This window comes from Spirosoma luteolum, assembly GCF_054778875.1.
Genome location: NZ_BAAGZE010000021.1, coordinates 66,196 through 81,449, shown reverse-complemented (window position 1 = coordinate 81,449; position 15,254 = coordinate 66,196). Strand labels below are relative to the sequence as shown.

General features: G+C 54.6%; 11 protein-coding genes. 5 read left to right on the top strand and 6 right to left on the bottom strand.

Annotated features, from left to right (window positions below):
* Positions 1-48 precede the first annotated feature (48 nt).
* Complete coding sequence (gene menD / locus ACYVAC_RS18565; protein WP_461099274.1) at positions 49-1,818, bottom strand: 2-succinyl-5-enolpyruvyl-6-hydroxy-3-cyclohexene-1-carboxylic-acid synthase; 1,770 nt, start codon at positions 1,816-1,818, stop codon at positions 49-51.
* A 224-nt stretch (positions 1,819-2,042) separates the two neighbouring features.
* Here menD and ACYVAC_RS18560 point away from each other — a divergent pair, with 224 nt between their 5' ends.
* Genes ACYVAC_RS18560 through trmB form a run of 3 tightly spaced genes read left to right on the top strand, consistent with a single transcriptional unit; the run spans position 2,043 to position 4,949 of the window.
* Positions 2,043-2,987, top strand: a complete 945-nt coding sequence (locus tag ACYVAC_RS18560) for a hypothetical protein (protein WP_461099273.1) — start codon at positions 2,043-2,045, stop codon at positions 2,985-2,987.
* Positions 2,988-4,274 (top strand): bifunctional folylpolyglutamate synthase/dihydrofolate synthase, encoded by a 1,287-nt coding sequence (locus tag ACYVAC_RS18555; protein WP_461099272.1) that lies wholly within the window; start codon positions 2,988-2,990, stop codon positions 4,272-4,274. It begins immediately after the preceding gene.
* Between the two features lie 6 nt (positions 4,275-4,280).
* A complete protein-coding gene (trmB, locus tag ACYVAC_RS18550) occupies positions 4,281-4,949 on the top strand; it encodes a tRNA (guanosine(46)-N7)-methyltransferase TrmB (RefSeq protein WP_461099271.1) in 669 nt (222 codons plus the stop codon).
* A gap of 87 nt (positions 4,950-5,036) precedes the next feature.
* On the opposite strand, the gene gap is transcribed toward trmB, so the two are convergent.
* Positions 5,037-6,035: a type I glyceraldehyde-3-phosphate dehydrogenase gene (gene gap / locus ACYVAC_RS18545; protein ID WP_461099270.1), complete on the bottom strand. Its 999-nt coding sequence runs from the start codon at positions 6,033-6,035 to the stop codon at positions 5,037-5,039.
* A 1,190-nt stretch (positions 6,036-7,225) separates the two neighbouring features.
* Here gap and ACYVAC_RS18540 point away from each other — a divergent pair.
* Positions 7,226-8,041: a 2,3,4,5-tetrahydropyridine-2,6-dicarboxylate N-succinyltransferase gene (locus ACYVAC_RS18540; RefSeq protein WP_461099269.1), complete on the top strand. Its 816-nt coding sequence runs from the start codon at positions 7,226-7,228 to the stop codon at positions 8,039-8,041.
* A 255-nt stretch (positions 8,042-8,296) separates the two neighbouring features.
* Positions 8,297-8,830: a helix-turn-helix transcriptional regulator gene (locus ACYVAC_RS18535; RefSeq protein ID WP_461099268.1), complete on the top strand. Its 534-nt coding sequence runs from the start codon at positions 8,297-8,299 to the stop codon at positions 8,828-8,830.
* 967 nt (positions 8,831-9,797) lie between these two features.
* Here ACYVAC_RS18535 and ACYVAC_RS18530 read toward each other — a convergent pair.
* The 4 genes from ACYVAC_RS18530 to parS form a co-directional block, all read right to left on the bottom strand.
* Entirely contained in the window at positions 9,798-11,255 is a 1,458-nt protein-coding gene (locus ACYVAC_RS18530) for a tetratricopeptide repeat protein (protein WP_461099267.1), read from the bottom strand.
* Between the two features lie 153 nt (positions 11,256-11,408).
* The gene (gene gyrA, locus ACYVAC_RS18525) at positions 11,409-13,979 is read right to left on the bottom strand and encodes a DNA gyrase subunit A (protein ID WP_461099266.1); all 2,571 of its coding nucleotides are present in this window, start codon (positions 13,977-13,979) and stop codon (positions 11,409-11,411) included.
* A gap of 312 nt (positions 13,980-14,291) precedes the next feature.
* Positions 14,292-14,741, bottom strand: coding sequence for an RES family NAD+ phosphorylase (locus tag ACYVAC_RS18520; RefSeq protein WP_461099265.1), 450 nt, complete (start codon positions 14,739-14,741; stop codon positions 14,292-14,294).
* A gap of 8 nt (positions 14,742-14,749) precedes the next feature.
* The gene (gene parS, locus ACYVAC_RS18515) at positions 14,750-15,133 is read right to left on the bottom strand and encodes a type II RES/Xre toxin-antitoxin system antitoxin (RefSeq protein WP_461099264.1); all 384 of its coding nucleotides are present in this window, start codon (positions 15,131-15,133) and stop codon (positions 14,750-14,752) included.
* Positions 15,134-15,254: the final 121 nt, after the last annotated feature.

Here is a 15,254-nt window from a genome sequence, read left to right as displayed (position 1 = left end):
TGGCAGTTCGGATAGGGCATAGAGCGGGGGTGTACCTAACCGCTTTACTTACCGGGGCGGGTTTTCCGGCTGACTGGTTTCGCCTGTCAATAAGGTCTGGTAGCTACGGAACTGCGCTTCGTTGGCGTATTTATCCGTCGTGATTTCCAGGAGTTGCGCCCGGTCGGCGGGCGCGAAGAAGGCGGGCAGGACAGCGTCGAGATGGGTCAGGTCGCGGCAGGCGTGATAGTCGAGCCCTGCATCGGCAGCCGTCCGTTCGGCCGTGTAGCCGTGTGGCGTTTCGAAATACGGTTCCAGTTCGGGTTGCCGCCCCGGTCCGTCGATGATGCGAAAGATGTGGCCGCTGTCATTGTTCAGCAAAACGATCCGCAGGTTGGGCGGGACCGGGGCCGACCACAGCCCGTTGCGGTCGTAAAAGAACGCCACGTCGCCAATCAGCACCGTAACGATAGCGGTTGTCTGCGTCGCCATCCCAACGGCTGTGCTGAGGCAGCCATCGATACCACTGACCCCACGGTTAGCCCAGACCGCTACGCTGGCCGAGGCCAATAGCCCGCAGAGATTGGCGTAGCGAACGGGCATACTGTTGGCGAGCTGCAAACTCGAGCCCTGGGGAAGCGCGGCCAGCACCCGCTGGGTAGCCTGCCAGTCGGTCATCGACGAGGTGGCTGCAGCGAGCGTCTGGTGAACCCGTTTGCGGGCCCGCTGGTCGGTCTGCTGCCAGTGGGTCAGAAAGGCGTCCGATTCGCCGGCGTCATCGTCATCCCCGGACCGGAACCGCGCAAAGTCGATATCGGTCAGTAATTTCTCGAGGAACTGCAGTGGATCGGCCGGGATAAGGGTCGTCAGCGACTGGAAGGGATCACTGATGCGGTCGGGATTGGGCTGGATGTGCCAGTGCCGGGGGGCCGGATAGGTGCGGAAAAAGGTTTTCAAATTCCGGGTCAGCAACGAATTACCCAGTGTCAGGAGCAGATCAGGGCGCAGGGCCTGTGCCTGTTCGGGCGTCAGCGCAGCCAGACCCGTATCGGTATGGGTGATAAACGGCTCACCTACTCCCAGATTGCCCGTGATCTCGGCCAGCACCGGTACACCGAGTTCGGTGCTGATGGCATGCAGCACCCGGCGCAGGGCGGGGTTGGGCCGGCACTGGCCAAGCAGAATGAGTCGCCGGTCGGTGGTGTCCCATTCGTCGAGCAGGGCATGCCAGCTGGCCGTGTCGAGGGTGGGCTGGCCGGGGAGGGTTTCGATGGTCCGTACCGGTCCGGGCCGGAACACCTCACTGGCCGTGGGGTAAAACGGTTCGCGCAGCGGCACGTTGATATGCACCGGGCCGGGGGGCATAAGCTGGCAGAGGGTCAGGGCTTCGTTGACTTGCCGGTTGATGGCCCAGCGGCTGTCGGGATGCCCATAATCGGCGGGCAGGTCGTAGCTGCGTTTTACGTGCGGTTCGTAGAGGCCGGACTGGTGCATGGTCTGTCCATCCTGCTGGTGCAGCCATTCGTGGGGCCGGTCGGCGGTCAGCAGGATTAGCGGAACCTGCTGAAAGTACGCTTCGACCAGGGCGGGTGCCAGGTTGTAGGCGGCACTGCCCGACGTACAGATCAGCGCCACGGGCTGCGCCAGTTGCTGGGCCATACCCAGTGCGACAAAGCCGGCGGCCCGCTCGTCGGCCATAACCCGTACCTGCAGCCCCGGATGCCGGGCCACCGCCAGTGTCAGGGGAGCCGAGCGTGAGCCGGGTGAAACGACTACGTGTACGATACCCCGACGGGCGAGCAGATCGGCAAGATCGATGATAGGCTGGAGCAGGGCCATGGGTTCAGTGGGTGTTTGGGGCTGCAAACATAACCAAAAAGGAAGGTGGCTGTCCCGAAAACCAAGTGGTTCGGTTGAGGACCGGGCGGCTGGATACCGGGGGTTGTCGGCTTTTTCCGTTATTTTGTCTACCGGGAGCGGCAGCTCTGTAAACGAAGCCCGCCAATCGGTCGTTATGTAGCCAATCCATCGGGGCCCGTCCCCATAATCCCAACAGCCAGCGGATGAATCGCCTGACCTTCGACAACGAAAATGAAATACGCCTGAAATCGCTCGCGGGAGCGTTTCTGATCAACGCCATACTGGTGGCCATTCTGCTGCTGGTGAGTCTGAGCCAGACGGTTCCCGATCCGCCCCCCATCGAATTTATCGAAGTAAACTTTGGTACGACTGACCGGGGGAGTGGTAAAATTCAGACCTATAATAAACCCTCCGATTCGCCCAACCCTGTCGACGTGAAACCGTCGAACGAGCGGCCCAACCCACGCGAGGAGCGCACCACGCCCCGGGTCGAACGCACGACGGTTACGCCCACGCCGAAAGTACCCGATGCCAAACCGGCTAAAACGGCCACCGAAAAGCCCCTGATCACCAGCAAGGCCGAAAGCCCCGTGTCGACCCCGGAACGGCCGGAATCGAAGCGGGTCGAAACGACGCGCCCCAGTGCACCGGTCGAGCGGCCGGCCCCTCCGCAGCCGGTTCGGAAAGTGGAGACGGTCAACAACGACGCCCTCTTTAAAAAATCCTCGGGGGGCGGTGGTTCCAACGGTACCATCGGGAAGGCCAGTGGAACGGGCGGCAACAGCAATGGCGATGATGCCAGTGGGGTAGGTGACAAGGGCAACCCCAACGGAAAGATCGACGCCAAGAGTTTATACGGTACCCCGGGGGGCAGCAAAACCGGTGTCGCCTTCGATGTATCGGGCTGGTCGCTGGCGGGGCGTCCTAACGTCAGCGATGACTCCGACGAGACAGGGAAGATTGTGTTTCAGATCAGCGTAGACGGCAGTGGCGACATCGTCAATGTCCGCACGCTGCAGACCACCGTCAGCCCCACCGTGGTGGATGTGTACCGCAAGGCGGTGCAGCGGCTGCGGCTGCGGCCCAAAGGGGGCGCTACCCCGCCCACCGCCACGGGGACCATTACCTTTATTATTACGGCCAAGTAAATGCAGTATTCGGAAGCAATCGACTATCTCTATAGTCGGCTCCCCGTTTTTCACCGGATCGGGGCCAAGGCCCTCAAACCCGGTCTGGGTAATACCGAGCGGCTGTGTGCTGCTCTGGGCAATCCCGAGCGTCAGTTCCGCAGCATCCACGTAGGGGGAACCAACGGCAAGGGCAGCAGCTCGCACATGCTGGCGGCTATCTACCAGCAGGCAGGCTACCGGGTGGGCCTGTACACCTCGCCCCACCTGCAATCCTTCACCGAACGGATCCGTATCAATGGTGTCCCCATCGCCGAAACGGCCGTGGCCGAGTTCGTCACGCAGCAGCAGGCGCTGATCGAATCCATCGAGCCTTCCTTTTTCGAGCTGACGGTGGCCATGGCGTTCGACTACTTTGCCCGTTCGTCGGTCGACCTGGCCATTATTGAAGTCGGCCTGGGCGGACGACTTGATTCGACCAACGTGATCCAGCCCGAGCTGGCGCTGATTACAAACATCGGTCTGGACCATACCGATATATTGGGCGACACCCTGCCGCTTATTGCGGCCGAAAAAGCCGGGATCATCAAAGCAGGCCGTCCGGTCGTGATCGGAGAGACCCACCCGGAAACCGAACCCGTGTTTCGGGCGAAGGCGGGTGCCGCAGGGGCTCCGCTGGTGGTGGCCGATCAGGCTTACACCGTTCAGGATGGCGGTTTGCTAAACGGGCAGCGGCAGGTAAGCGTTAGCAAAGCAGGCGCTGCGGCCATGAATCTGACGCTCGATCTGCTGGGTGGGTACCAGTTACGCAACCTGCCGGGGGTACTGGCCGCCGTCGAGTTGCTGCAACCGACCTGGCCGGTGCCGCCCGCAGCCATCGTGTCGGGCCTTGGACAGGTGGCCCGTCTGACCGGTCTGCGGGGGCGTTTTCAAACGCTGCAAACCAGTCCACGTGTCATTGCCGACACGGCTCATAATCTGCCCGGTCTGCGGGCCCTGGCCGAAACACTCGACTCCCTGACCTATGCCCAGCTGCATCTGGTGCTGGGCATGGTTGCCGACAAAGAGCGGCAGGCGGTGCTGGCGATACTACCCGTGTCGGCCCGGTATTATTTCTGCCAGGCCCAGACCCCCCGCTCGTTACCCGCCGGACAGCTTGCGCTGGAAGCTGCCCGGTTTGGCCTCCTGGGCGAGGGCTTTTCCGATGTGAACCAGGCACTCGCGGCTGCCCGGCAGGCAGCCGCCCCCGACGACCTGATTGTAGTTACGGGGAGTAACTATACCATTGCCGAATTAACCGATTTATAAGTAACTGTGACGCGTCGAAAACAACACCGCTTTCTGCAGAATCAGGAAAGCCCCAATGTCATTGAAGCTGGAAAGCCAGCGTATAAAACCATTAAAGGAAACTGGCGTCGCGACTACTTCGGCAACGATCAGCCGATCGTACTCGAACTGGCGTGCGGCAAGGGCGAGTACACCATCGGTCTGGGTCAGGCCTATCCCCAGACCAACTTTATCGGTGTCGATATCAAAGGTGACCGCATTGCCCGTGGTTCGCAGGCAGCCCTTCAACGGGGCCTCACCAACGTTGCTTTCCTGCGAACGGACATCAACTTTATCGAGGAGTTTTTTGAGCCGGGGGAGGTCGATGAGATCTGGATTACCTTTCCCGATCCGCAGCCCCGGGCCAAGCAGGAGAAGCACCGCCTGACTCATCCGCGGTTTCTGATTGTTTACAAACGGCTCCTGAAGCCGGGTGGAACGCTACATCTGAAAACAGACAATCCCGAGCTGTTTGCGTACAGTGTTGAACAGGTGGAGGCCGAAGGATTTTCTAGTTTACAAAAGACAACCGATCTATACAACTCGCCCCTCAACCAGATTCATCTCGGTATTAGAACCAAATACGAGCAATTGTTTTTTGACAAAGGGTTTACAATTAACTATTTACAATGTAAAACGGGTGTGCTATTTACATAACACACCCGTTTTACATTGTTTAACTATCAAAAAGCAAAAACAGACCGTTACTTTTGTAATATACAATTGTAACGGTCTGTTCTCGTATTATTTGTTGAACAGTTTAACGATCAGATCGGCCACGCGGCTCGAATAACCGTATTCATTGTCGTACCAGCCAACCACTTTGGCCAGGGTTCCGTTGGCGGCTGTCAGCTCCGAATCAAAGATGCAGGAGTGGGGGTTGCCAATGATATCGATCGATACGAGGGGATCGGTATTGTACTCCAGGATACCGGCCAGGGGACCTTCCGACGCAGCTTTAATGGCTGCGTTGATTTCCTCGACCGTAGCGGCCCGCTTCAGAACAACGGTCAGATCGGTAAGCGATCCGTCGGGAGTAGGCACACGCATCGCGTTACCATCCAGTTTACCTTTCAGCTGGGGAAGAACCAGACCCACGGCCTTGGCAGCCCCCGTCGAAGTGGGGACAATCGACAGGGCAGCGGCCCGGGCCCGGCGCAGATCCGAGTGGGGAGCATCCTGCAGATTCTGATCGGCGGTGTAGGCGTGGATCGTTGTCATGTACCCGCTTTCGATACCGAATACGTCATCCAGAACTTTGGCCATTGGGGCCAGACAGTTGGTCGTGCACGAGGCATTGGAAACGATTGTTTCATTGCCCGTCAGGGTATCATCGTTTACGCCAAGTACAACGGTTGGAATATTGCCTTTAGCAGGAGCGGAGATCACCACTTTTTTGGCACCCGCCTGCAGGTGCTGACCCGCACCGGCTTCGTCAACAAACCGTCCCGTCGATTCAAGTACCACATCGACGTTCAGCTCTTTCCAGGGTAGATTTTTCGGATCCCGTTCGGCATACGCATTGATACGTTGTCCGTTTACAGTCAGGCTGTCCTTATCCGATACTACTTCGCCAGCAAATTTACCGTGTACCGAATCATATTTCAGCAGGTGGGCGAGGGTAGCATTGTCTGTAAGATCATTGATGGCAACTACCTCAATGTTTTCTTTTTCGAGAAGTCGACGGAACGACAGACGTCCGATACGACCGAAGCCATTGATGGCAACGCGAATTTTTTCCATGAACTGTTAATAGGTTTGTTTTCGGCCCAAATATAGGCATTTAATACGGCAATAGGGGGCGTAGACGTATAAAGGAATCTTTTAGCAAATTGGTTTACATAAAGGATATTTAGCAAAAATACGAGATTTGATAGCAAAGAGTTAGCATTTTGGCCAATTATTACTAATTTTTTTAGCGTATTATTAGTAAAATCATGCTAAATTACTATTATTTGCTAATTACTTATCGGTATTGCTAAATATGGGTTATCTAATTTACTAATTAGGGTGTAGCTTCATAGACGAACCAATGCATGATATCGTAACTACAAATGATTACGTCATAAAATAGTAAAGGGTAGGGTAGATTAATTTAACTTCATTATGATACCAGTCAGCAATCTGGAAGTGCCCGATTAATGCACTTGATCCACGCCAATCTTTTTAACAATGAATTTCTACTAAACAGGGGCCTGTTTGTACGCGCATGCTTATTACCCCTTGATTAGCATTATTCGATACGCACGGGCGCGCATATCCAGCATCTAGCAACAGCTGTATAATCAGATGCACCGACTACCGCTATGGGGACGATCAGCAATAACCCCGGTATATTTTTTAGTTGCTTTCATCCTTTTATCAGTACTGACAACCCGACCAATAAAAGCATCCATCTTAGTAGCTGTTTTGCTTGCTATGTTTTGTCTCCCGCATTTACTCGGACCGAGACCGACGAACATTTGCAGTCGCTTATGGGCTTATGGGCTTATTAGTTTTCCTATAAGCTCACTCATAATTCCCCCCTTAAAAAGCACGTAAACACCCGTCCGGAAAAACACTGCGTCGGTAGAGGTATACGTAGTAAACGGATTACGTAGTAAACGGATGTCGATCCTGAGATAGATAATCTACGGCAACACGTACACACGGAAGAGGAGTACAGATAAAAACCTTCCCACGACACACCCGGTTATCACTGAACCTTTTCTCTCCATGCCCGCTCCAGTCATTCATCCAAGTCGATCGCTGCCCCCCTGACGAACTTTTTTTGGCTTATATTTCAACTATACACGCTAAACTGCTACCTTTGAGTCTATACAAATAGCTTAATCATACAGAAAAAGACATCACAAAATATTATTTTGCATAGATATATAATAGCCTGTACATCAGGCAATTATAACTTTTATTTAAACTTTTACTTTAAGTACATGTCTGAACAAGTCGAGTTGATCTGGTCAAATCGGGAGTTATTAAAGGAGCCGGAATCCCTAGCCCTTATCCATCGCATAATTGATCAATTAGATAGGGGGGAACTGCGGGTAGCCACCCCACCAGCTGATGGTGATAGCCAGTGGACCGTTAATGAATGGGTCAAAAAAGCTATTTTGCTCTACTTCGTGAGTCAGCAGATGAAACCTCAGGAGGTTGGCATATTCGCCTTCAACGACAAGATTCCGCTGAAAACAAACTTCGCCGAAACCAAAGTGCGGGTGGTACCACCCGCCGTTGCGCGCTACGGATCTTTCCAGGCACCCGGCGTCATTCTGATGCCGTCGTACGTGAACATTGGTGCGTATGTCGATGAGGGTACCATGGTCGATACCTGGGCTACGGTGGGCAGCTGTGCACAAATCGGTAAAGATGTTCACCTCAGTGGTGGGGTAGGAATCGGCGGAGTCCTTGAACCCCCCCAGGCTGCACCCGTCATTATTGAAGATGGCGCTTTCATCGGCTCCCGCTGCATCGTGGTCGAAGGAGCACACATTGGCAAGCGTGCCGTTCTGGGCGCGGGCGTCACCATTACGGGTTCATCGAAAATCATCGACGTGACCGGATCCGAACCCGTAGAGTACAAAGGCTTTGTGCCTGCTAACTCGGTTGTTATTCCTGGCAGCTATACTAAAGAGTTTCCCGCAGGTTCCTATCAGGTTCCCTGCGCCATCATTATCGGAACACGTAAAGAATCGACCGATTTAAAAACGTCGCTCAATGAGGCTCTACGCGAGAATAACGTTTCAGTCTGACGCCACCACTGGTCACGCCGATTGATTTAAGCGCGCTATGCGTTGAATTACAATTGTTTGTTTACAAAATAGCCTGTGTACATGCGTATACAGGCTATTTTTATATGTAATAAATACATAAGTAAATCCACATCTAACAATTTTCATCGGTAAATCATCAATGAAACACACTGTAAATTGACAATTAACAATAAAATGCTATTTATCTTTGTGTAAACTGATCCGCGACACTTAGGCCGATCGGTTTCTAAGGGCATGACGATAAATGACAAGATTAAACAGATACTGATCGATCGTAACTTCACCCCGTCGTATTTCGCGGATGAAATTGGCGTACAGCGCTCCAGCATTTCGCACATTTTATCGGGTCGTAATCGTCCCAGTTTCGATATCATTCAGAAAATCATTCGTCGGTTTCCTGATCTGGGCTACGAATGGATCATGGAAGAAGAACCCGCCGTCGTCTCCAGTCCGCCAGCTTCCCCGTTCGGCACGGGGTATAATCCGGCCGTCGGCCGACCCGGCGGGAATCGCCCGTCGGCCGACCTGACTACTAACCGGTATGCTCAGCCTTCTTCGGCTGCTTCATCTCCATACGTGCCCCAGGTAACTACAGCACCGGTCCGCCCACAACGCTCCGAAATTCCGCCCGTTGCCTTGCCCACTTTACCCGAGCCGGACCCAGCGACACCCTCTGAAACGGCGGCCAATCCAGTCGATCGTAAGGTCGAACGCATTCTGATTTTTTATACGGATGGCTCGTTCCGGGAATATACACCCTCGCTTTGAGCTGCCGTTCGTTGCCTCTTCCGATGCCTTGGCTGCTTAAAGCGTCTTCGGTTCACTCAGGGGTTTGATTCTATACAGCTCATACCTGGCTGTACCGCTCTTCATAGCACGCCCGGCTACACCAATAGCCGGGCTTTTTTGTCCGCCTGATTGACCGACAACGATTAGGGGTAGCTGGCCAGCAACCCTGTATCAAACCGGCAGTGGGAGTGAGCCAGCCACGCCGTACTTCTAAAGCGTTACTTCAATTCATAATACGACCAATCAACCGATTATAATTGCTTCAGATAGGCTCCATTTTTACGGTTAAAACGCCTTTTTTGGGCATTTGAGGCCGGTTTTCTGGTATTTTTACGCTAAGTACCTGTAAAGCAACACTTTAGTGTTCCACGTGGATTCCTGTACGATTTTCGGCTGTATAAGTTGTCAACTACGCGATTCTGAACGCGTTTACCAGCGCAGTGGCGACAGCCGTACGAGCCAATTCATGGCCTGCCACTGCGATGTTTCACCTGCCTTTCCACTGGTTGTTCGTTCCAATTTATTCGGCTGTTCCCTGGTTGCTGGCTGACGCTGCCACTGTTGTTTCAATTCTGTTCGTCGTATAAAGTCAGTTATTCTGAAACGCGCCATTCAGCTTTTTTTAAGACGCTGGACGCTGCGTGATTAGTCGGGGGCTGACCGTTCGTAAATCGGGCTGGCCAGCCATTTGTCAGATACAGTTCAACGGACACAATCCGTTTGGCTATCGATTAGCAGTTACAGCTCTTGACTAGCTGGTAGTCTGCCCTGCCAAATCATTTACTGCCATCAACAGTCTATTGTGGTATATATATGACTGTCACTACTGAACTTGTCTGGCAAACGGTTTGACAGACCATCAACCTGTTTGTTGTATAATTTATATTATGTTAAGTAGAGTTTATAAAGAGAAGGCCAGCAATTGGCTGGCCTTCTCTCCCGGATTTTACTTCGTTGGCTCTACGCAAACAATTTTCCGCTCTTCGTACTGCTTCAGAATGTTCTGCAGATTCGTCAGGTTCTCCGTTACTTCCGGCTCGTCTTTAACCGACTTCGCTTTCTGGAAGTATGGAAGTGCCTGTTTGAACTTTCCGCAAACCTGTCCGTCTACTTCTTTACCGCGCTTGTTGTACTCAGCCATATCCATACCGTCTACGGCTTTCTTCATGTTAACGGCTTCATTAAAGTACGTTACACCCAGGTTATAGTTGGCGTCGTAGTTCGCGCCGTCCAGCGCCAGCGCTTTCAGGTAATACTCTTTCGACATGGCCCGCTCCTCGGTCAGTTTTTTCCGGATGTCGACCAGTTGCTTCTCGGCATCGGCCGAGGCACCTGAGTTGGCGGCAGCCTCTTTAGCAACGGCTTCCAGCTGAGCAATGGTTGCTTTCTGATCGGTAGCCCGTTTCTGCACGTCGGCCAGCTGACGCTTCAGATCGGCGTTCTTAGGCTGCTTCTTGATAGCGGCACTCAGACGCGTTACTTCTCCGTTATAGGTCGTCAACAGTTCTTTGGCATCGGCCAGCTTTTTACCGGTGCTGCTCCCCTTCTTGCTTTCGCCTTCCAGTTTACGCGCATCGTCGTCGAGTTTGTTGGCGTTGTTGTCGTAGATCTGACCCAGCATCACCAGGTTCTGGGGATTGTTGGGTTCTTTCTCAGCCATCTTTTTCAGACCGGCTACCGCTTCATCCATCCGACCTGAGGTCAGCATGATGTTGATCTTTTCATTCGACAGATCCTTGTTGTTTGGATCCAGCGCCATCCCTTTGTCCAGTACGGCCAGCGCCTTGTCGATTTCTTTATCGGTGCGGTACAGCTGCACCAGTGACCCATACACCTGCGCGTCTTTACCGCCGTTGGCTACGTAACGCTCCAGCAGTTCCTTGGCGGTGTTGTTGTCGCGTACCTGCTGGGCACCGATGGCCGCATAAAGCGGAGCCGTCGTGTCTTTCGGGTTGATGTCCGAGGCTACGCGCAGCGACTTCACCGCATCGGCGTAGTTTTTACCTTGGAATTTAGCCACACCCTGCTGCATGAAGGCATAGTACAGCTGCTGTGACTTCAGAGCCTCTTCGGCTTCCTTTGCCAGCCGGCCCGGACCGCCTTTCTTATCTTTGTCGAGTTCGATTACTTTTTTGTATGCATCGAAAGCCGTGGTGGCAGCCGCCGAATCCATGCGGATGTACTGACTGGCAATCTGCTGATACGTCTTACCGCGATCCATCCAGGTGCTGGCTTTTACCGACGCTTTGGCATCCGTGATGTCCTTGTCACTTTTTTCCTTTTCTTTTTTAACAGCGTCCATCTGCGCCTGATCGAGCACGGATGCTGCACCGCCCTGTTGGTTCTGTGCAAACGCGCTGACCGACAGGCAACAGGCTACGACTGCTACTGCGACTGATTTCATGTGTAAATTGGGGTTTTGTGAATTTTAATCTAAAAACGAAAATACGGATTCCATCCGTATAAGTATGCACCGGCGCAAATTGTTTAAGCCGCCCCTCCGCTACCAGTGGCACAGAAGGACGGCTTACGGCAAGTACTATGCGTTACGGATCAGCTACTCAGCGGCTGCCGGCTGGTCGGGCGTCTGCTCGTCCGTCGACACCGCATCGGCTGCGATGGCTGTGGCCGGCAGCGGCTCGGCCGAAGCCTCGTCGTCGTCTTCCCGTTTAATCTTGGTCACCGACGATATCTCATCCTCACCTTTCAGCGTAATAAGCCGAACGCCCTGGGTGTTCCGGCCAATCACACTGATTTCGCTTACCGGGGTGCGGATGGCGATACCTGATTTATTAATAATCATCAGGTCATCGTTGTCCGATACATCCAGGATGGCCACCAGCCGACCCACCTTCTCAGTTACCTTCAGCGTACCAACGCCTTTGGCTCCCCGGTTGGTCACGCGGTACCCATCGATATCGGACCGTTTGCCATAGCCTTTCTCCGACACCACCAGCAGTTGGGCCTGAGCCGAGTCGATACAGACCATACCAATCACGTGATCGGTTGCATCCTCATCGTCGAGCGAGATCCCCCGGACCCCGGCGGCCGTGCGGCCCATGGGCCGCGTGCGGCTTTCGTGGAACCGTACCGCCTTACCGGCACTCGAGGCAATGACGATATCGTTGTCGCCATTGGTCATGCATACGCCGATCAGCTGATCGTCCTCGTCGATGGTAATAGCAATAATCCCGTTCTGGCGGGGCCGTGAATAAGCCTCCAGCATGGTTTTCTTGATCGTGCCTTTCCGGGTACACATCACAATGTAATTATTGTTGATGTAGTCCTCGTTCTTCAGATCAGTCACATTGATCACCGCCCGGACTTTGTCGTCGGATTCGATGTTAATAAAGTTGGCCAGGGGGCGTCCTTTAGCCGTCCGCGAGCCTTCAGGCAGCCCGTGCACCGGCACCCAGTACAGCCGGCCTTTCTGGGTAAAGGCCAGGAGGGTGTTGTGCATGGTAGCGGTAAAGAGGTGTTCGGTAAAGTCCTCCTCTTTGGTCGTGGCGGCCTTTGCCCCCACTCCACCCCGGCTCTGCGCCCGGTATTCGGTTGTCGGTGTCCGCTTGATGTAGCCTTCGTGCGAGATCGTAATCACCATGTCGTCGTCGGCAATCAGCGACAGGTCGCTGATATTACCGTCACCCAGCGGGTTGATCTGCGTCCGGCGGGCATCGCCGTAGCGGGCGCGGATATCGATCAGTTCATCCCGGATCACCTGCCGCTTGCGTACTTCGCTCGCCAGGATATCCTTATAGTCGGCAATCTGCCGCATCAGTTCATCGTATTCAGCCTGCAGTTTGTCGCGTTCGAGCCCCGTCAGGCGCTGCAGCCGCATATCGAGAATAGCGCGGGCCTGCAGCTCACTCAGGGAGAACTGCGTCATCAGCCCGGCGCGGGCTACTTCCGGATCGCGCGACGAACGGATAAGCGCAATCACGGCGTCGATGTGGTCGAGCGCGATCAGCAGCCCTTCCAGAATATGCGCCCGTTTTTCGGCTTCGCGCAGTTCGTACTGCGTCCGGCGCGTTACTACCTCGAAGCGGTGTTCGACGTAGTATTTCATCATGTCCTTCAGGTTCAGCAGCATGGGCCGCCCCTTCACGAGCGCCACGTTGTTGATACTGAACGACGACTGCAGCGCGGTGTGCTTATAGAGGTTGTTGAGCACCACGTTGGCAATGGCATCCTTACGGAGGTCATACACCACCCGCAGCCCGTCGCGATCCGATTCGTCGCGGAACGCCTGGATACCCTCGATCTTTTTGTCGTTGATAAGCTCGGCCGTTTTTTCGAGCATCACCGATTTGTTGACCATGTACGGGATATCCGTCACGATGATCTGGGTCTTGCCCCGGTTTTCCTCGATGGTGGCGTTGGCCCGCAGCACTACCCGGCCCCGCCCCGTCTTAAACGCCGACTTCACCCCTTCCATGCCATAGATCGTGGCACCGGTCGGGAAGTCGGGTGCTTTCACGTACTGCATCAGCTCCTCAATGTCGATATCCTGATTATCGAGATACGCCACGATTCCGTCGACGACTTCACTCAGGTTATGGGGGGCCATGTTGGTCGCCATCCCGACGGCAATACCCGACGAGCCGTTGAGCAGCAGGTTGGGCAGCTTGGCCGGCATCACACTCGGTTCTTCCAGCGAGTCATCGAAGTTGGGCTGAAAATCGACGGTTTCCTTGTAGATATCCGTCAGCATTTCTTCGGCGATCCGCTTCAGCCGGGCTTCGGTATAACGCATGGCCGCCGGTGAGTCGCCATCGATCGAACCAAAGTTACCCTGCCCGTCGACGAGCGGGTAACGCAATGACCAGTCCTGGGCCATCCGCACCATGGTATCGTATACTGAGGAATCGCCGTGGGGGTGGTACTTACCCAGTACCTCACCAACGATACGGGCTGATTTCTTATGGGGCTTGTTATAATTGACCCCCAGTTCGGCCATACCAAACAACACCCGCCGGTGTACAGGCTTGAGCCCGTCCCGCACGTCCGGCAAGGCGCGGGAAATAATAACCGACATCGAATAATCGATGTAGGCACCGCGCATTTCGTCTTCAATGTTGATGGGAATAATGTTACTGGGCGATTCGAGGCCGGGATTTTCTTCCGCCATGTGAAAAAGGGGTTTCGCAGAAAATTACTATTTCGGTGCACCCAGTCGGAGCACACCACCTATATAGACAAATATACAAAAACTTCGGCGGAAATGAAAAGAAACGCGTATTGACGCGCATACGGGCCCAGAACGCAGGAGCGCTGCCCAATCGGTCCATCGGCGCATCGTACTACTTATGCCGCCGATATCATCTAAACCAAATACAATTCTATTACAACTAAAACGTATAGACGCGACAGGAACTCCCGGGGCACGAACTCCTCCCCGCTACAGCCTGCATCCGCCTGCTGACCGCCCCCGCCGGTGTCCTTACTGTTTGATGCGGGGATCGAACAAAAACGGTTCGGTACGCAGCAGGCGAATCTGCCCGAAATCGGGATGGGCCGGGTTGAGCAGGTAGTTGCATTCAGTATCGATGATGGCCGATGGCACCCGCAGCACGGCCGTCTGTCCCCGCTGCAACCAGTCACTGCCGCGTTCCTGACACCGGGCATATTGCTGAAAATCGGTCCAGCCAGCAGGCAGACTGTCGGGCGCTATCGTCGTGATGGCCAGGGTATCGGGCACCTCGATCACCATGACGCGGAATACCTCCATGAGCCCTTCGCCACTGCGGTGTACCACGTTTTCGAGGCAGGCCAGCGCCCGGCTCGCAGCGGTATAGAGCACAAACTGCCCCCGGTAGTTCCAGCGGGCCGCGCCCCCCGATGTAACCAGCCGATCGGCGTAAATGGCTTTGGTAATGCGGTAAACAAGCATAACCGCGCTCAGGCCAGATCCCCGTATTCGATCCGGACCACCTCATCCATCACCAGGTCGATCCCGCCCGACGTATGGAGCAGCTCGAACGGCACCTGACCGCCCAGCCCGTAGGCGGGCTTATCCATCCAGCGCCGGAACGCATCGGCCGACCCAAAAACCGATTCGCCAATCTGAAAAAGCGCCATAATCTTCAGCACCTTCTCACTATCCTGCGGATTAAGCTTTTTCTGCTCGCGTTCATAACGCTGAAAGGTTTTCAGGGAGGTATCGAACAGATCGGCCAGTTGCTCACGCCGGTACCCGGTCAGTTCAGCAACTTCGAAAAAACGGGTAGCCGCTACGCCTTTCAGCGCCAGCAGCACAAGCGACGTACGATCGGTGGTCATCATGGAACAAAGCTAGGCTATTTGTCCCGACAACACGGAATTTTGTCCAAAAGTTTACAGGCGCAGGCCGGCAGCGTATAGCCTCGGCTTTTTCAACAATAGCCGCCGGGGGGTGTTATGCCAT